This window comes from Flavobacterium hercynium, from assembly GCF_002217285.1.
GTDB lineage: Bacteria > Bacteroidota > Bacteroidia > Flavobacteriales > Flavobacteriaceae > Flavobacterium > Flavobacterium hercynium.
Genome location: NZ_MUGW01000042.1, coordinates 100,549 through 119,640 on the forward strand (window position 1 = coordinate 100,549; position 19,092 = coordinate 119,640).

Below are 19,092 nucleotides of genomic sequence, written 5' to 3' on the forward strand. Positions count from 1 at the left end.
TTTAATTGATTATCAATTTCAATCTAACATACCTGTAACCTTTCCAAATTGCTTTTGCATTTTTTATGCGTTATTTTGCATTTTTTTTGCAATACAAAAGTAATGTAATCTGCAGAAGCAAACACTATATTAGACAACAAATTTTTTGTTAATTTATTTTTATACTTCCCAGTCCAGAACCGGATAATGTTTTCGAAGATATTCTTTGACATCTGCAATGTCTTCTTTCGCCGTTAAATCCGGGACATGCTCTGAAAACGGAATCCCAATTGTTGTGTTTGGATTAGCTTTTACTGTGTTTAAAAGTACCGTTGGCAATTCCTTTTCATCTCTTTCCGGATGAACAGGACAGTTTTTAAGGTGCGGATATAACATGCTTCCACTGAATTTAAAAGCATTCATACTTACTCTTATTTTCCCTTCCACATCTTTATAATCTTCTAAAACATCTGCAGAAGGCTTTTCTAAAATATCCTGCAATTGATTGTTCTTATCCAGCTTTGCAATCGCAAAACGTGAAATTCGCTCCAAAGGAAATTCTAAAGCATCGCGATCATAACTGATAAAAGCATTTGGACTTTCAGTTTTTCGAAGTGCCAGCAAAGCTTCTGCCGAATATAAATTATCACTGTTACAAACGGAGTATTCCTGCTGATTCAATTCCGGAAATTGTTCTACTGCCTGAAACAAAGCGTCTGCTGTACCAAAGGGTTTTACTCTTCCTGCCGGAATATATTGTGTTGCAAATGAAATCGTAAGATTATTAAAGTCATTATTTCGATCCTGATTTCCGTAAAACTCTTTAAACAATTCTCCCTGCTCTCCTATAATAATGTAGATGTTTTTATATCCTGCTTTTTTTGCATTTAACAAAAGATAATCCAATAGAGGTCTTCCACTTGATCCAACTCCTATTAAACCTTTACTTCTTTGGTTTGCCTGAGCAATTTCTTCCGCAGACAGATTATTTGAAATAGCTTCTTTTTTCATACGAGAAGAAGCTCCTCCCGCAAGAATAACTAAATTGTTGTGCATATATTTTTTAAATTTTGATGTTTTTGATAATTCTTACTCCCGGATCTACACGTACTGCATAAGCCTCCTGAGCTCCTGCTTTTAAGATAGCTTCTATTACTAAATCTTCATTTACAGGATCCGCTATTACAACAATACTTCCTCCTCCGCCGGAACCTACAATTTTAGCTCCGTAAGCGCCTGCCTTAAGAGCAGCATTTATCATATCATCGATTCGGGGAACTGTAATTTTTAAAAGATCTCGCAAAACCTGATGGTGCTGATTCATTAATTCACCAATTTTTTTAAGGTTTAAAATTGGTTTTTCAAATTCTTGTAAAGCGTCTTTTGTATACTGATAATTTTTAAGCGCTGCTTCAAAGAACGGAATCAATCTGTCCGGAAGACAATTTTTATAACGTGCTATATCTTCTACTTCTGATGTATTTAGATCAAAATCCGGATAATTTTGCTTGACAATATCAATAGCCATTAAAGCATTGCCTTTTAAGTTCCCGAGCAATCCAATTGTTTCTTTTGGAACACCGGAAACACCTGTTATTAAACCTTTTAATTCTGATCCAACAATAGTAAATGAAAAAGGTTTCTTAGTATTAATATGGACAATATTACCCACACCAATACTAAAATGATCCATCATTCCGCCCGGTTCTCCATGTTCAAGCACTTCAGATTCATAGCCTAATTTCGAGATAAATTCTGGTGTTACTTCATGATTGATTCCAAAAGCTTCTATTAGAAAACGAATCCAGGCCATTAGCAATGCAGACGAACTGGACGTTCCTGAATTTATTGGAATATTACCTGTAATTGTTATGGTATAACCTTCTGTTGGTATACAGCCATATCTGCGAAGTACACGCAACGAAGAAGCAAAATAATCTCGTGGCTCTAAAGTTTCGAAAGTAGCACTAATATCAATTACACGAACTTCGTTTATATCGATCATGTTCAACACAAACGTTTTAGAGTCATTTTCTACTGCAGTTAAAGTTATATTTCTATCAATTGCACAGGCAATAACCGGCAATCCTAAATAATCCTGATGGTCTCCAAAAAGACATGTTCTTCCCGGAGCTAATGAAATAATTTTTTTCACGTAACTTTTAAAATATAAAATATTGTAAAACAATAAATTGCAATACAAATTGATTAATAATCTCTTTCAAAATTGGGGTTATTGATTACGAAACTATCGATAATATTTTTATAAAACAAGAAAAAAAATAAAAATGTGCTCGAACACATAAATATTGTGTTCTCGAGCACACTATAAGATTAAAGTACGAATTTTAAATTATTAAAGTAAAGTTTCTATATTTGCTAGTAATGGATAAAAAGTACACAATTAAGGATATTGCAAAAATGGCTGGAGTTTCTAAGGGAACTGTAGACAGGGTTTTGCACAATCGGGGTAAAGTCTCTCCTACAGCTTTAGAAAAAATAAATGAGGTTTTAAATGTCATTAATTATGAACCTAACTTAATTGCCCGAAATTTAAAAAATACTAAAATCTATCGTATTGCTGTTTTACTGCCTGATCCGGAAACTGACCCATATTGGTTACCTTGCGTAAATGGAATTCGCGATGCTGTAAATGAGTTTAAAGCGTACAACATTAATATTCAGACCCATTTCTTTAATCCTGAAAGTACCAAGTCTTTTTTAGAGTCCAATACAATCATTTTAGAAGACCAGCCAGATGCTGTTTTACTGGCACCATTGTTTCATAAAGAGACTTTAGAAATAGTAAAAGAATATAATGAAGCAAATATTGTCGTGAATACTTTCAACAATCAAATCGAAAGTGAAATCACTAAAGGTTTTGTTGGTCAGGATTTACATAAAAGTGGCCGTGTAGCTGCAAGTTTAATGAATCTGATTTTGACTGATGGACAAATTGCCATTATTCATATTGATGAAAGTGTAAAAAATGCTGTTCACATGCAGGAAAAAGAAAAAGGATTCAGAAACTATTTTGACGAAAAAAATAATAACGCTTTTTCTTTAACTACTTTAAAGCTAAAACAGCACAATGTCGAGACTAAATTTGCAGTATTTCTAGAACAAAATCCAAATTTGAAAGGCATCTTTATTACCACATCTAAAGCCTATCAAATTGCATCTCTTCTATCTCCTTTAAAAGACAGAAAGATTGCGCTTATTGGTTATGATTTAGTAGAAAACAATGTGAATTTTTTAAATGAAGGATTGGTTCATTTTTTAATTCATCAAAATCAAAAAAGACAAGTTTATCTGGGAATCAGTACTTTAGTGGAACATTTTTTATTCCGAAAAGACATTCCGGAAACAATCTTGCTTCCTATAGATATCATCAATGCAGAAAACGCTTCTTTTTACATTGCTTAATTAAATCATGATTTTGTTCTCTATGCTCTGATTATCTCATGAGTATAAACTTTCCAAAAGAAGATGCTATATGAAAATTTGGTTTCTCTGTATTTGGATTGACCCATGAAATCCAGGTTGGAACATACTGATCATTGTCTGCTTTAGAAAATTTAGCTCTGTATACACCTGTTTCAATAGTGTCGTTTTTAATTAGCTGTAGCTCATTTAGAGATTCAATACTAATACGCCCTTCTACTTCTAAAACATCATCATATGTTGAAGTACTTACTTCAATATCTTCTTTAGACCACTTCCAGTTAAAATCAAAATTCCAATCCGGATACGCTTCAAAATCCATTATTCTACCCTCGGTATCTATTTCTAAACAATAATACGGACTTAGCAATTCATTACTTCTGAAAAACAACTCTACTCTATCTGAATTGCAGATACTGTCGAAACTATCATCTGTTTTATCAATATAAACATCTGATTTTTTAATTCTGAAATTAAAATATAAATTATCAAGATCCCAAAGTGCTCTGAATTCAATTTTAGAAAACAAATTATCATTCCACGGAGAACAAAAATCGGTTAGACAATTTGCTTTTTCCCAAACAGAATTAGCTATTATTTTATTATCACTTTTAATATTTTTATCAATTAAAACTACCTGATACTCCTTCATAATTATGGCTTTAATTTGCTATACAATTTTACTGGCTAAAAAACCATAAAATTAAGCCTAATTTACCTCTAATCATAGTCAAAATTGGTTAAAAAAACGGTTTTTTACTTTATTTAAAATACATTACATATAATAACAAATTATCATTTATATTGTAAAATAAAACACATACTTCATTAAAAAAGGATTTTACCGTCAAAACATCAAAATTTAATTTCATTTTATTCAGACAACATTTAGTAATAACAACAAATATTTATAGCAAAAAAAGTGTTTTGTATAATTTTATGTGCTCGAGAACATAAATTTTATGTGTTCGAGCACATTTTTGTCCATTTTTCTTGTTTAATAAAAATATAATCTATAGTTTCGTCAGACAGTATAAAATTAAGAGTGATTTTTTCATTCTTTTTTAACTGATCCAAATCTTTTTAACTGCAATAAAAGAGGGAAAAATTAAAAAAATCAAAAACTATCAAAAGCTCATTTATTAACCAAAACCAAAAAGAATATGATAAAAGTATTCAAAGAAAAAATTAGAAATTTAAGGTTGCTTTCCTTATTTGAAATAAGTTTAAAAGCAACATTATTTTCAGTATTGTCATTAAGTTTTCAAATGACAGCTGCCGAGCCTTTAAAAGTAGTTTCATTAAGTAAAACCAATCTGCTACTCTTTCAAAACATGGCAAAAGGAACTGTTGTTGACGAAAGCGGAAATCCGATTCCTGGTGTGAACATCATTATTAAAGGTACTTCAAAAGGAGTTCAGACTGATATGGACGGGAATTTTGCCATAGAAGTTCCAAACGCTACTACTGTTTTGGTTTTTTCCTATATGGGAATGGAAGATCAGGAAGTTCCGGCAGGAAACAGCATGCTAAAAGTTACTATGAAAGAAGCTGGCGAACAAATGGATGAAGTTGTCGTAGTAGGTTACAGCAAGGTTAAAAAAGAAAGTCTTACGGGAGCCCTGCAAACGATAGACAATAAGAAGCTTATTGATGTTACTACGCCATCAGTAGAAAATTTATTATCCGGAAAAGCAACGGGTGTTTATGTAAGCTCCGGAAACGGAAAACCGGGAGATGCCGGTAAAATTGTGATTAGGGGAAAAACTACTGTAAATGGAAGTACTGATCCTCTTTGGGTTATCGATGGTGTAATTGTAGGGAATAGCTCCGGCAATATGAATGCTGCTGATATTGAAACGTTGACCGTTCTTAAAGATGCTGCATCTACTGCTGTTTATGGTTCTCAGGGTGCAAATGGTGTAATCATTGTAACCACGAAAAGCGGAAAAACAGGTAAAGCAACCATCAATGCCTCTATTAAAACTGCGGCTACAACTGTAAATACGGGCAATTTTGATATTATGAATGGTACAGAGTTATATGATTTATATGATTCTTTTCCTAACAAACAAGATTTTAGTAATGCATGGTGGTGGAATCCCGAATTAAGAAACAAAAATTACGACTGGTGGAAAAATGCGACAAGAACTGGTATTGCAAGAGATTTTAATTTATCTGTAAATGGAGGTAGTGAAGTATTTAAAAGTTATGTTTCGCTAGGTGTTTACGATGAAACAGGTGCAATAAAAGGATATGATTTCACACGTTACAATTTATTGTTGAAATTCAGTTATAAAGTGAATGAATGGCTTACAATACGTCCTCAGGTAAACATTACACGAATTGAAACAAAAGACAAACAACATGATATCAGTGCGATGTATGCTAATATGCCTTGGGACAATCCTTATCGTGAAGATGGTACTTTGGTAGGAAACCAACCTAATCCGACTTGGGTAAATACAACCGGCTCTAACTATTTGTATGATTTACAATGGAATTACGCAGAAGCTGAGAAATACAATGTTCGAAGCAATTTCGACTTTGATATAAAATTCAATCACTGGCTATCCTTTACCTCTACGAATAATTACACCTTTTCAAATGACAATTCGATGATCTACAAAGATCCGAGATCATCTGAAGGATTGGCTGTAAAAGGAAGAATTCAGGATGAGAATTCTTTATCGAACCGATTCTATACCAATCAACTTTTTAAATTTAGCGAATCTTTTGATGCCCATAATATAAGTGCGATCGCAGGTTACGAATGGAATGAATATAATGGCAGAAATAATCTGGGAATCGCAACGGGTTTACCTCCGGGATTTATTGTTGGCGATGCCGCTACTGTTCCTGAAAAAGTTGGAGGCAACAGATCGCAATGGGCTGTTCAGTCTTTGCTTTCTAATCTAAACTATAGTTACGATGACCGATACATGGCACAATTTTCATTACGTCGCGACGGAGCTTCAAATTTTGGAGAAAATGCACGATATGGTAACTTCTTTTCTATTAGCGGAGCATGGAATATTCACAAAGAGAGCTTCTTTAAAGCAGATTACATCAATAATTTAAAATTAAGAGCGAGTTATGGTTCGGTAGGAAACCGACCAACAAGTTTATATCCACACTTACCTTTATATTCTGTCGACTCCGGATATAATGAAAACCCTGGTGCTCTTATTTCGCAAATTGGAAATCCTGATTTAAGCTGGGAAAAAACTTTTACCACAGGCGTTGGTCTTGATGTGAGCTTTTTTAATCGAGTTAATGTAACCTTAGATTACTACAACAAAGAGACTTCCGGATTATTGTATCAAGTGCCTTTACCGGGAGTAATTGGAGTAACGAATATCTGGCGAAATGTGGGTTCGGTAAACAACAAAGGTTTCGAAGCTTCTGTAAATGTAGATGTCGTTAAAACTGAAAACTGGAAATGGAATGTTGATGCTAATATTGGGCTAAACACCAATAAAGTAACCAGCCTTTACGGAGCAAAACAAGAAATTATTGTTAGTGATGGCAGTGGTGTGACAGGTTCGGCTTCTAAACTTTTAAAACCCGGATTAGATGTAGATACCTGGTATCTTACAGAATGGGCTGGTGTTAATCCTGATGATGGTAAACCACAATGGTACACAACGGATGCTGCAACCGGAGAACGTGTTAAAACATCAAGTTATGGAGACGCATCCAAAAATCAAGTTGCTGCAGGTGCTTACACACCTTCTTATTTTGGAGGATTAACGACTACTTTAAATTACAAAAACTTTGATTTTGCTGCTACATTTAGTTATTCTGTGGGAGGTAAAATTTATAATTACGCCCGTGCCGAATTCGATTCAGACGGAGCTTATACAGATCGTAACCAAATGAACCTGCAAAGCGGCTGGAGCCGATGGGAAAAACCCGGGGATATTGCTACACACCCACAAGCGATTTACAACAACTCGAGTAATTCTAATAAAGCTTCAACCCGTTTCTTAGAAGATGGTTCTTATTTAAAATTCAGAAGTATATCACTAGGTTACAACTTATCTATTGAACATTTGAACATTTCAAATCTTAGAATCTTTGTAACAGGTGAAAATTTGTTTACGCTGACAGATTTCTCAGGTGTTGATCCGGAGATACCACCGTCCGATCAAAGCGGTGTCAGAACAATAACAGGAGTTGCTACTTCTGTATATCCTCAAACACGCAGATTTGCATTAGGTTTAAATTTTACTCTTTAAAAACAAAATCATGAAAAAAATATTCATACTATTTATTACCCTGAGTTTTTTATCCTCCTGTGAGCTGGAGCGAGAGCCTTTTGATTCTTTTACCGAGGATAAAATTCAAAAGGATAAGGAGGCTGCAATTGAAGTACTCTTAAACGGATGTTATGCTCAACTGAAAAACTGGTCAGATGTAATGCACCGAGTTGGCGAATATCCGGGAGACAATATTATGATTAGAGGTACATCGACAGATTCCTTTTATTCTTTTATTTCTTATCAGCATAGCCCTGTAAACGATAGATTGTCAACTTTTTGGAATAACAGTTATAAAATCATTTCACAATCAAGCGATTTAATGAAAATGGTTCCTGAGGGAGAAAGTGCTAAATTAGATCAGCAATTAGGAGAAGCTTATTATTTGAGAGGAATGATCTATTTTTATTTATGCAAAACGTACGGCAGACCTTACGCGCAATCTCCTGATTCAAATTTAGGCGTTCCTATCGTAAACGGATTACCGGAAGATATTGGCAACATTAGCCTTCCCGACAGAGCGACCGTAAAACAGACTTACGAACAAGCAATAAGCGACCTTAAAAAAGGAGAAGCCTTGATGAACGAAAACAGAACAGCTGCTTATGCTACTAAAGAAGCGGCACAGGCAATGCTTTCAAGAGTCTATTTGTATATGAGTGGTACCTATGAAATGCCAAATCAGGAATACGCCAATTTATCAATTGAATATTCTAACAAAGTAATTACCAGCGGTCGTTACAATTTATTAAGCAGAGCTGATTTTATGAGATATAATACTTTTGCTCCTGATGCAAGTGGTCAGACCGAAACTGTTTTTGCAGTAAAACGCGTCGCTTCAGAATATTCCGGTGATGCTCATTATGGCGGTATTGGCGGAATGTATGCCAATATTCAAGGACAAGGATGGGGAGAAATGTATGCAAGTGCTAAATATCTTGATTTATTGCGTAAATCCGGTTTTAAGAAAGATGCCAGATGGGCTTTTATTGATCCGCAATACGCATTGGATAATGCTAATAACAAAATAGAAGCTTTCCGTTTTATTACAGATGCTGTCGATAGTAAGACGGGGGAACAAACTGGTTTCAATTATGTTCAGCAACCTTTGATGAGCAGACCAAATGGTTCTTATTACATTACAATCGCTAGTGTTGAATACAATTTAACTGTTGTTAATGCTGCAGAAAACAGTTATTCAATTGATTATGAAGGAAAAACATATACAGGAGAAAAAGATTATATGATGCTGTTAAATCGTGTTTATCCTATGTTTTACGTTACGAAATGTTCTTTGCAGGATAATAGTTCACACCTGCACTCGCCTATCATCTCTCGTCTTGCAGAAATGTATTTGAATAATGCCGAAGCTTATGCTAAAAAACAAGATTATCAAAATGCACTTATCAATTTAAATGTAATTAGAGAAAGAGCAATTGTTGGCGGTGGATATACTTCATTAAACAGTACTAATGCTATGCAGCTCATTGACGAAGAACGTCAGCTGGAATTGGCTTTTGAGGCACATCGCGGTTCTGATGTCTATAGAAACGGACAGACTATGACACGCCGTTATCCAGGACCTCACATGCCTCTTATCGATTATCCGGCAACAAGTTTAAGAGTAGTACAATACATTCCTCAATCAGAAATAAATGCATACGCTGGAACTTTAACTCAAAATCCATAATAAAAACAATTTAGGATAATCGACTATTAGATTATCCAATCAATCTAAAATTAATCTCATTATGAAAACTTGTCTTTTAAAATTCATGTTCTTTCTTTTCCTTTTATCTGGATGGACAACAATATCAGCGCAAATCATTAAAACCAAAGCCCCTGCCCGAGCAAAGGGGCAGCAAGATGTACTGCGCCTGGCAACAAAACCAATCCCAACAGTTCGTGTGGCTTTTATTGGTTTAGGAATGCGTGGTTCCGGAGCGGTAGAACGCATGACGCATATTCCGGGAGTAGAAGTTGTGGCACTTTGCGATATGCTTGAAAAAAATACAAAATCAGCCAATGAAACACTGGTAAAACAAGGATTCCCTAAAGCTCAGGAATTCTTTGGAGATGAAAATATATGGCGAAAGGTTACTTCTTTACCTAATGTTGATTTGGTTTATATCGCGACAGATTGGAAACATCATGCTATCATTGGAATTCAGGCAATGAAAGAAGGAAAACATGCCGCAATAGAAGTTCCCGGAGGATTAACTATGAAAGAAATTTGGGAACTTATTGACACTTCTGAAAAAACACGTCAGCATTGTATGATGTTGGAAAACTGTGTATACGATTTCTTTGAACTTACTACACTTAACATGGCACAACAAGGTGTTTTTGGAGAAATTCTACATGCAGAAGGTTCTTATATTCATGGTTTACAGCCTTTTTGGGGCGAATACTGGAACAACTGGAGAATGGATTATAACATAAAACATCGTGGAGACCTATATGCAACACACGGAATGGGACCAGCTTGTCAGGCATTAAACATACACCGCGGAGACAAAATGAACTTCCTTGTTTCTATGGATACTAAAGCGGTTGGAAATCCAGCTTATGTAAAAGAAAAATCAGGTCAGGAAATTAAAGATTTCAGAAACGGAGATCATACTATGACGATGATCCGAACTCAAAACGGAAAAACAATACACATTCAGCACGATGTAACTTCTCCTCGTCCGTACAGCAGAATGTATCAATTGAGCGGTACAAAAGGCTATGCTAATAAGTACCCATTAGAAGGTTATGCTCTGGACGGAAAAGAATTAAGTGATGACGTAAAACCTAACCATGAAAAATTAACAGCACACTCTTTTGTACCAGAAGATGTAAAAAAAGCATTAATGACAAAATACAAACACCCGATGGTAAAAAACATCGAAGAGCAGGCTAAAAAAGTAGGCGGTCACGGCGGAATGGATTTTATTATGGATTATCGTTTGATTTACTGTCTTCAAAAAGGACTTCCATTAGATATGGATGTGTATGATTTAGCAGAATGGTCATGTTTAGGTCCTTTAACAGAACTTTCGCTTGACAACAATTCCAGTCCGGTAGAAATTCCTGATTTCACACGTGGAGGATGGAACAAATTACAAAAACTGGAATTTTCAGAATAATTTATTTATTGTTTATAGTTAGTTGAAATAAGAGAGCATTAATGAATTTGTGCTCTCTTACTTTTTTATAAATCTTTAATAAAACTAAAATGAAAAAAGTTTACTATGCCCTGCTTTTTAGTTTTCTTATGCTATCATCCGCCGAGGCACAAGAAAAACAAACTTTTGCAATAAGTAATGGTTCTTTTTTATTGAATAGGAAACCAATTCAAATTCATTCAGGCGAAATGCATTATTCCCGCATTCCACAGCCTTACTGGCGTCATCGCTTAAAAATGATGAAAGCGATGGGATTAAATGCTGTTGCAACTTATGTTTTCTGGAACTACCATGAAATAGCTCCGGGAGTATGGGATTTTAAAACCGGAAATAAAAACGTAGCTGAATATATTAAAACGGCACAAGAAGAAGGTTTATTCGTTATTCTCCGTCCGGGACCGTATGTATGTGCTGAATGGGAATTTGGCGGTTATCCGTGGTTTCTGCAAAATGTCCCAAATATGACGATTCGAGGTAATAATAAAGAATATTTGGCAGCAACAAAAGCATACTTTACAGCATTATACAAGGAGACCGGCAATTTTCAAATTACCAAAGGAGGCCCAATTATAATGGTTCAGGGTGAAAATGAATTTGGATCTTACGTCGCACAACGCAAAGATATTTCGCTGGAAGAACATAAAAAGTACAGCGCTGCTGTTTTTCAGCAATTGAAAGATGTAGGTTTTGAAGTTCCCTTTTTTACCTCAGACGGAAGTTGGTTATTTGAAGGCGGGGCCTTACCGGGAGCCCTACCAACCGCAAACGGAGAAAGTGATATTGAAAAATTAAAAACAGTGGTCAAACAATTTAATAATGATCAGGGACCTTTTATGGTTGCCGAATTCTACCCTGGCTGGCTAGATCATTGGGCCGAACCTTTTCCTCTACAAAAGCCGGAACAAACCGTTCGGCAAACTAAAAAATATTTAGACAACCAGATTTCTTTTAATTATTACATGGTTCATGGCGGAACTAATTTTGGTTTTACATCGGGTGCAAATTATAACAAAGAACATGATATTCAGCCTGATATGACATCCTATGATTATGATGCTCCCATTAGTGAAGCAGGCTGGGCAACTCCAAAATACAACGCATTAAGAGAACTATTAAAAACAGCCAAAACTCCTGCGGTTCCTAAACAAATACCTGTAATAGCAATACCAAATATAGATTTAACAAAAACGGTTGATTTAGAAGATTTAAAATCTAATATAACTCCCATTATCGAAGACAAACCGCAAACCTTTGAACAATTGAATCAAGGAGATGGCTATGTTTTATACAGTAAAAAATTTACTCAGCCTATAAATGGGAAATTAGAATTGAACGGATTACGCGATTATGCTATTGTTTTTGTTGACGGTAAAAAAGTTGCAGAATTAAACCGATATTACAAAAAATACGATTGTGAAATTGAAGTTCCTTTTAATGCAACCTTAGACATCCTGGTAGAAAACATGGGACGTATTAATTATGGTTCTCAAATTAATGCTAACAACAAAGGCATCATAAGTCCTGTTATTATTAATGGAGAAACGATTACAGGTGATTGGGAAATGTATAAATTACCAATGACCACAGAACCTGATTTGAGACCCTATAAAAATTCAGGAAAAGTAAATCGCCCTGCCTTTTATCAAGGAACTTTTAACCTTTCTCAAATTGGAGACACCTTTCTGGATATGCGAGATTGGGGTAAAGGAATTGTTTTTGTAAACGGAATAAACATTGGAAGATACTGGAGCGTTGGTCCTCAACAAACACTTTACTTACCGGGATGTTGGCTCAAAAAAGGCAAAAATACTGTTGTAATTTTTGAACAAAAAAATGAACGTCTCCAAACAAATTTAAAAAGTATACTTACCCCCATTTTAGAAGATTTAAAACCTGAAAAAGGACAATAACAACAAAGCCATCTGATATCAGATGGCTTTGTTTATAATATATTAACTGAAAATTATTTCCAGTTAAAAGAAATTTTCTTCTCTATATCCTGATTTAAACTTAAAAATACAGGACATGTCATTGCTGCACGTTCCAGAATTGTTCTGCTTTTTTCATCTGCATTGCTTTTCATTTCAAAAACAATTTCAATAGCGCCAATTCTTCTTGGCTCAGCATTCATTATTTTTGTTACCTCAGCAGTTGAGTCGTTAATATTAACTTCCATATCACGGGCTTTTATTCCCATGATCGTCATCATACAGCTTGCTAAAGCATTAGCAACGGTATCAGTTGGAGAAAAAGCTTCTCCTTTTCCGTTATTATCTACCGGTGCATCCGAAATGATTTCACTTCCTGATTGCACATGAATTGATTTTGTTCTTAAATCGCCTAAATAGGTTACTTTCGATGTCATTAATTTGCTACTTTTAAAGTTAAGTCTGAATCGTAATATAAAATGTAAACACCTTTGTTTGCATGTCCTCCATCTTCTTTTCTGTAATATTGAAATTTATTGTCAACTTGTTCTGTTGTCATTAAATCTGCTGTTTCCTGATACGTTTTACCTTGTACCAATCGCATCATAGTATCAAACGTAACATCAAATCCTCGAGTTGCATACGTATTTGGATTCACTTTATTTTTCAATCTGTATTCTTTTTCAAAAATCAAAACATTTTGTTCTTCACTTTCACGAGCTACAGAAGGATACATTAAATTCAATTTCACTAAATTATCAAAACTAATTTCGTCTGTGTCTAATGTACTGTTTGGCTCTAAAATAACCAATTGTACCTGACACGTTTTTTTCGCATCCATTAAAGCTTTTATTGTACTTTTTATCATTGCAGTATTAGCCGTTTCCATTACCACATAATTTATTCTGCCTGGTATTATCAAACCTTTTAAGTTGGCTACATCTACACCTGCATCTGTCAAGGCTGCAAACGTAACTCCTTTTTGGTTTTGTTTGATATAACTTATTACAGACTCTTTTTTCTTATCTACTACCGCAATAATATTTCCGTTTTTAGAACGCATATAATCAAAAACAGCATTACGAACAACATCGTTGGTTGGTATTGACTGGTATAAATTATCAATTGGATTTGCTTTATCTTTTGATAATGGTGAAATCACAGGAATATTATATAACCGCAATGAATTTGCCGTTGCTTCAGCATTACTTTGGTAAAATGGCCCTACTACAGCATTTACGTTCTGTAATTTATTTTGAGCAATTAAGTTGGATACACTCGATGTATTTTTAGTTTCCTGAGAATCAAAAATAGAAACATCAATTGGTAATTTTAAGGCTTTCGCCGAATCAATTGCCATTAAAGCTCCTGAATAAAAATCCAGTGTCATGTTTAAAAACTTATCATTCTTGATTCTGCTTTCAGCACCAACCGTATCACTTTGAATTTTAGCTAAGTTAAAAGGCAAAAGTAATGCGATTCTTTTACGTTCGTTTTGTCCGCTTTTCTTTGTTAGTTCAACTACTTCTGAACTTGCAGAATTGGTTTCTGATTTTACTTTTTCCAAAACTCTAATAGATCCTCCACCTGTTTCAGCTGGTTTTTCTGTAGTTTTTTCTATTTGTTTTTCAGCTACTTGCGTTTGTTGTCCAATAATTGGAACGGGCGCAACAAATCCAGATGGAACTTTTAATACCATTCCTTCTTTTACGCCTTCAGAAAGAGACGGATTTAAAGCCATCAATTCACTTTGTGTCAATTGAAATGTTTTTGACAAACTATAAAGTGTTTCTTTTGGTTTAACCTGATAGTCCATATAAGTCGTTCCTTTTTTAGAAGACTCATCTGTTTTTTTAGCTTCAACAGGTTTAGTATTTGCCGGAGCAGTACCCACAACCAAACTGGCATTTTCTGTTTTTGGAGCTGTACCTTGTATTGTTAATCGGTAACCAATTGGTAAACTGCTTACAATATCCGGATTACGTTTCTCTAAATCTTCAATAGTTGTTTTGTATTGCTTTGCAATTGAATACTTCGTTTCTTTTGCAACAACGTCATGATAAACATATTTTTCCTGCTTTGTTGTTTTAGCAGCAATTGGCACAACTGTATTTTTTGTGCTTTTCTCTTCTTCTTTTGCTTTTTCTTTAGCCTTTTCCTTCTCTTTCTCTTTCTCCTTCTCTTTTTCTTTTAATGCCTTTTTTGCATCTTTATCTTTGGCAGGAATCACAAGCGTTTGCCCAATTTGCAATCCATCTTTTTCAAGAAAAGGATTTGCTGCTTTTAGTGCTTCATCTGTAATTCCGTATTTTTTTTCGATTCCAAAAAGAGTTTCTTTTGGCTGTACCTCATGTGTATTTCCCCCTTTGGCAACAGTACTTTTTGCCGGAGCAGGTTCTGCTTTAGCTTTACTGTTCTTAAGAGGAATCAATAAGACTGAATTAGGTATCAATCCGCTACGTGCATCAGGATTTAATTCATAAATATCGTAAGGTGTTACCTTATATTTTTGCGCAATCTGATTAATAGTCTCTCCGCTTGAAACAGTGTATTTCACTACTTTTTCCTGCGAAAATGCAGAGCTGGTAATAAAAAAAACAAGCGACAAGATTGTTAGATAATATTTCATAGTAGGTGTTAAAATAATTTAATTTTTAATTCAAAAACAAGATAGTAATTTTTGTTAAAGCAACATTCAAGCCACTTTTAATTTTACAGGATTATTATCACAGATCCAATTCAGCTTTAAGAATAACAATGTTTTTATATAACTCATCTTCTTCCTTTTTCTTGCACTCATATAAAACTTCTTCCATATTTTCATATTTATCGGAGTAAACACAATACGAAAGACTGTTTATATTAAAGAAAAAACTAGCGTTAAATGCTCCGGAATCAATAAGTTTCATAATAAACTTATCTCGCAATCCCTGTTCGGTAAATATACCTAAAACTAAGTAATAGCCATTTGAAACTTCTTTAAGATTATCATAAACTTCAACCTTAATATTTTTTTCGTTTTTAAGAGGATTTTCCTTTAGCTCACGCTTCATTTCTTCTAATGATATTGCTTTCGAATTCTCACTATCATTTGTTTTTACCTGATTTTTAATTGCTTCATCATGATATCTTTTTAATTTTAACAAGGCTACTTTATCATCAAAATTTCTGGCTTCCATACTGTAAAAAGAAGCTTTACTAATGTGACGTTTAACTTCTATAGTTTTTTGAACATCGAGTGAATCAATTTTAGCAATCAACAATTGATTTTTAGCATCTCCTTTTTCTTGTGCTGTTTTAAACTTTTGTATTTCTTCTAATGACAAGCGCTGTTCCGATGTTGTACCGTGCTTCTTTTCATTTTCACGAACTTTCTTTTTGTATTCCTGATTCTCCTCAAGTGCAATTCGCTCTACTTTGTTCATTAAACCAGCGTAAGCTTTTCTGTTTTGAGCCAGCTCTTTCTTTAATTGAGAGGATAGTTCACTAGTTTGACCAATACTTTCGTATGATTTTTTCTCTAAGCGTTTTGATTCATTGACATTTAAAACATCCATTTTTTTTAATTCAACCAAATCACTTTTCATTGTACCAACCAACGAATCTAATTTTGCCATTAAAATATCCTGAACATTTTTATTTGCTTCTAAAACCAATCGTAATTTTTCGACTGAATTTTCTTTAGAGCCATTCATATCGTTTAGATTTACTTTTAAATCATTAATTTTTATAATTTTCTGATTCATTTCTTTCTGAACAATAAGACGGTCTTTCAAATCTTCTAATTCAACCGTCTTGGCTTTTGTTTTTTCAACAACTACTTGCTTTTCAGCAAGAGCCAACATTAATTCTTCACTTTCGTTAGTTGGTTTTACCTCTTTGGTATTAATCGCAAGTTTGTTTCCAACCACTAATCCGCTTACAATTTCAGGATTTTGAGATTCTAACTGATTAATGGTAATTCCGTATTGTTTTGCAATCGAAAATTTAGTTTCCTTAGCTACAACTACATGAAAAATAGTTTCCTGATTAATTACACGAACTCTTCCGTCTAATGTTTTTCTTTTATTAGGAATCGCAATAGTTTGTCCGATCTGCAATCCGTTTAGTAATAAATCCTTATTTAAGTTTTCCAAATCCTGTACAGAAACATTGTACTGTCTTGCAATACTAAATAGAGATTCTTTTGCTACAACCTGATGCGTAACTTTTGAAGACGATGTTGTTTCCGTTTTTGAAGCATTAGCGGTGTTTTGTGGAATTGTTAACACCTGTCCAATTTGAAGTCCGCCGGCTAAAATATCCTGATTGGCATTTTGAAGTGTTTCAACAGAAATGTTGTATTGTTTTGCTAATCCGAAGAGGGTTTCTTTAGCACCAACAACATGCGTATTTTGCTGGTTTGAATTTTGTTTTTCTGCAACATGAACCGGAATCTTAATCAATTGGTTGTCTTTGATTCCGTTTTGTGATTCAGGGTTAAGGTTGTAAATTTCATCTACAGTAACCTTATATTTTTGGGCAATAAAGTAAGCTGTTTCACCTTTTTGAATCCTGTGCTCGATGTATGACTCTTGTGCAAATGTTTTGTTAGAAAAAACTGAAATAAAGGCGAATAAAGTAAGTAAAAAGTCTCTCATAAATAAGAAGGGTTTAAAAAATTAAAGCGTTACAAATGTAACGCCTTAATTTTAAAAACTAGTACTATTCCCACTCAATTGTTGCTGGTGGTTTCGAACTTATATCATAAACAACTCTGTTAACACCTTTTACCTTGTTAATGATATCGTTTGATACTTTCATTAAGAATTCGTAAGGTAAATGAACCCAGTCAGCTGTCATACCATCTGTTGATTCTACAGCTCTAAGCGCTACTACTTTTTCGTAAGTACGCTCATCACCCATTACTCCTACACTGTTTACAGGAAGCAAAATTGCTCCAGCCTGCCAAACTTTGTCATACAATCCCCAAGATTTTAACCCTTCGATAAAAACGGCATCAACATCTTGTAAAATTTGTACTTTCTCAGGCGTAATATCTCCTAAAATTCTAATAGATAATCCAGGTCCAGGGAAAGGATGTCTTCCTAATAACTCTGGATCTATTCCTAAAGTAGCACCTACTCTTCGAACTTCGTCTTTAAACAACATTCTTAGCGGTTCTACAATTTTTAATTTCATATAATCCGGTAATCCACCAACATTATGGTGTGATTTGATAGTAGCCGATGGTCCTTTTACCGAAACTGATTCGATTACGTCAGGATAAATTGTTCCCTGCGCTAACCATTTTACATCTTCAATTAAGTGTGATTCATCATCAAAAACTTCGATAAATACACGACCAATTGTTTTACGTTTTGTTTCAGGATCGCTAATTCCGGCTAATTCACCAAGAAAACGATCTCCTGCATCTACTCCTTTTACATTTAGTCCCATTCCTTTGTATTGATCTAATACATTTTGGAATTCGTTTTTACGAAGCAAACCATTGTTTACAAAAATACAATACAGGTTTTTTCCTATTGCCTGATGCAATAAAACTGCTGCTACAGTAGAATCTACTCCACCAGACAATCCTAAAACAACTTTGTCATTACCCAATTTTTCTTTTAACTCTGCCACCATTTCTTCTACGAAAGCATTTGGTGTAAAGTTTTGAGGAACTTCAGCAATATTTACTAAAAAGTTCTCTAACATTTTTGATCCATCCGTAGAGTGAAAAACTTCCGGGTGGTACTGAATTGCATAAGTAGTTTCACCTTCGATTTTGTAAGCTGCGTATTCTACATCATGCGTACTTGCTAATTTAACGGCATTAGTAGGCAAAGCTTTGATACTATCACTATGACTCATCCAAACCTGGCTATTTTCTGAAACGCCATTAAAGAAAACTTCGTTCTCCTTAATATAAGATAAATTAGCTCTACCATATTCTCTGGTGTTAGAAGCTGCTACTTCACCTCCGCTAAAATGCGCCAAATATTGTGCTCCGTAACAAACTGCCAACATTGGAAGTTTACCGCGAATTTGAGATAAATCAGGATGTGGAGCGTCTTCTGCACGAACAGAAAATGGGCTTCCTCCTAAAATTACTGCTTTATAAGGTGATAAATCACTAGGAAAGTGATTGTAAGGGAAAATTTCGCAGAATATATTTAATTCGCGAACTCTACGCGCAATAAGCTGAGTATATTGCGATCCGAAATCTAAAATAAGTACGTTGTGTTGCATGCGCAAAAATACTTTTTATATTCGAATTTGAAAAATCGGAGCAATAAAAAAAAACTTTTTTTTTATTGCTCCGAT

Annotated in this window: 12 protein-coding genes; 5 read left to right on the forward strand and 7 right to left on the reverse strand. The window is 34.4% G+C overall.

Annotated elements, in window-relative coordinates; translation table 11 throughout:
- Nucleotides 1–159: 159 nt before the first annotated feature.
- Both B0A66_RS18270 and B0A66_RS18275 read right to left on the reverse strand, forming a co-directional pair.
- On the reverse strand, nucleotides 160–1,035 hold the full coding sequence (locus B0A66_RS18270; protein ID WP_089051294.1) for a sugar phosphate nucleotidyltransferase: 876 nt from the start codon (nucleotides 1,033–1,035) through the stop codon (nucleotides 160–162).
- Between the two features lie 7 nt (nucleotides 1,036–1,042).
- Complete coding sequence (locus tag B0A66_RS18275; RefSeq protein ID WP_089051314.1) at nucleotides 1,043–2,134, reverse strand: mevalonate kinase family protein; 1,092 nt, start codon at nucleotides 2,132–2,134, stop codon at nucleotides 1,043–1,045.
- Between the two features lie 230 nt (nucleotides 2,135–2,364).
- On the opposite strand from B0A66_RS18275, the gene B0A66_RS18280 reads away from it, so the two are divergent.
- A complete protein-coding gene (locus tag B0A66_RS18280) occupies nucleotides 2,365–3,405 on the forward strand; it encodes a LacI family DNA-binding transcriptional regulator (protein WP_089051295.1) in 1,041 nt (346 codons plus the stop codon).
- Between the two features lie 31 nt (nucleotides 3,406–3,436).
- Here the strand turns inward: B0A66_RS18280 and B0A66_RS18285 are convergent, their stop codons facing one another.
- Entirely contained in the window at nucleotides 3,437–4,075 is a 639-nt protein-coding gene (locus B0A66_RS18285) for a sugar-binding protein (RefSeq protein ID WP_089051296.1), read from the reverse strand.
- A 511-nt stretch (nucleotides 4,076–4,586) separates the two neighbouring features.
- On the opposite strand from B0A66_RS18285, the gene B0A66_RS18290 reads away from it, so the two are divergent.
- The 4 genes from B0A66_RS18290 (at nucleotide 4,587) to B0A66_RS18305 (ending at nucleotide 12,765) form a co-directional block, all read left to right on the forward strand.
- Complete coding sequence (locus tag B0A66_RS18290) at nucleotides 4,587–7,664, forward strand: SusC/RagA family TonB-linked outer membrane protein (protein WP_089051297.1); 3,078 nt, start codon at nucleotides 4,587–4,589, stop codon at nucleotides 7,662–7,664.
- 10 nt (nucleotides 7,665–7,674) lie between these two features.
- Complete coding sequence (locus B0A66_RS18295; RefSeq protein ID WP_089051298.1) at nucleotides 7,675–9,375, forward strand: RagB/SusD family nutrient uptake outer membrane protein; 1,701 nt, start codon at nucleotides 7,675–7,677, stop codon at nucleotides 9,373–9,375.
- A gap of 85 nt (nucleotides 9,376–9,460) precedes the next feature.
- A complete protein-coding gene (locus B0A66_RS18300) occupies nucleotides 9,461–10,816 on the forward strand; it encodes a Gfo/Idh/MocA family protein (protein ID WP_394335255.1) in 1,356 nt (451 codons plus the stop codon).
- Nucleotides 10,817–10,905: 89 nt separating this feature from the next.
- The gene (locus tag B0A66_RS18305) at nucleotides 10,906–12,765 is read left to right on the forward strand and encodes a beta-galactosidase (protein WP_089051300.1); all 1,860 of its coding nucleotides are present in this window, start codon (nucleotides 10,906–10,908) and stop codon (nucleotides 12,763–12,765) included.
- Nucleotides 12,766–12,818: 53 nt separating this feature from the next.
- On the opposite strand, the gene B0A66_RS18310 is transcribed toward B0A66_RS18305, so the two are convergent.
- The 4 genes from B0A66_RS18310 to guaA form a co-directional block, all read right to left on the reverse strand.
- On the reverse strand, nucleotides 12,819–13,220 hold the full coding sequence (locus B0A66_RS18310) for an OsmC family protein (protein ID WP_089051301.1): 402 nt from the start codon (nucleotides 13,218–13,220) through the stop codon (nucleotides 12,819–12,821).
- The gene (locus B0A66_RS18315) at nucleotides 13,220–15,412 is read right to left on the reverse strand and encodes a PBP1 and LysM peptidoglycan-binding domain-containing protein (RefSeq protein WP_089051302.1); all 2,193 of its coding nucleotides are present in this window, start codon (nucleotides 15,410–15,412) and stop codon (nucleotides 13,220–13,222) included. Before B0A66_RS18315 ends, B0A66_RS18310 begins: the two co-directional genes overlap by 1 nt.
- A gap of 97 nt (nucleotides 15,413–15,509) precedes the next feature.
- Entirely contained in the window at nucleotides 15,510–17,423 is a 1,914-nt protein-coding gene (locus B0A66_RS18320; RefSeq protein WP_089051303.1) for a LysM peptidoglycan-binding domain-containing protein, read from the reverse strand.
- A gap of 64 nt (nucleotides 17,424–17,487) precedes the next feature.
- Nucleotides 17,488–19,017, reverse strand: a complete 1,530-nt coding sequence (guaA, locus tag B0A66_RS18325) for a glutamine-hydrolyzing GMP synthase (RefSeq protein WP_089051304.1) — start codon at nucleotides 19,015–19,017, stop codon at nucleotides 17,488–17,490.
- Nucleotides 19,018–19,092: the final 75 nt, after the last annotated feature.

Coding starts and splice junctions, on each gene's coding strand:
- B0A66_RS18285 (WP_089051296.1), bottom strand. CDS start 4,075: ATGAAGGAGTATCAGGTAGTTTTAATTGATAAAAATATTAAAAGTGAT.
- B0A66_RS18315 (WP_089051302.1), bottom strand. CDS start 15,412: ATGAAATATTATCTAACAATCTTGTCGCTTGTTTTTTTTATTACCAGC.
- B0A66_RS18300 (WP_394335255.1), top strand. CDS start 9,461: ATGTTCTTTCTTTTCCTTTTATCTGGATGGACAACAATATCAGCGCAA.
- B0A66_RS18280 (WP_089051295.1), top strand. CDS start 2,365: ATGGATAAAAAGTACACAATTAAGGATATTGCAAAAATGGCTGGAGTT.
- guaA (WP_089051304.1), bottom strand. CDS start 19,017: ATGCAACACAACGTACTTATTTTAGATTTCGGATCGCAATATACTCAG.
- B0A66_RS18320 (WP_089051303.1), bottom strand. CDS start 17,423: ATGAGAGACTTTTTACTTACTTTATTCGCCTTTATTTCAGTTTTTTCT.
- B0A66_RS18270 (WP_089051294.1), bottom strand. CDS start 1,035: ATGCACAACAATTTAGTTATTCTTGCGGGAGGAGCTTCTTCTCGTATG.
- B0A66_RS18310 (WP_089051301.1), bottom strand. CDS start 13,220: ATGACATCGAAAGTAACCTATTTAGGCGATTTAAGAACAAAATCAATT.
- B0A66_RS18290 (WP_089051297.1), top strand. CDS start 4,587: ATGATAAAAGTATTCAAAGAAAAAATTAGAAATTTAAGGTTGCTTTCC.
- B0A66_RS18295 (WP_089051298.1), top strand. CDS start 7,675: ATGAAAAAAATATTCATACTATTTATTACCCTGAGTTTTTTATCCTCC.
- B0A66_RS18305 (WP_089051300.1), top strand. CDS start 10,906: ATGAAAAAAGTTTACTATGCCCTGCTTTTTAGTTTTCTTATGCTATCA.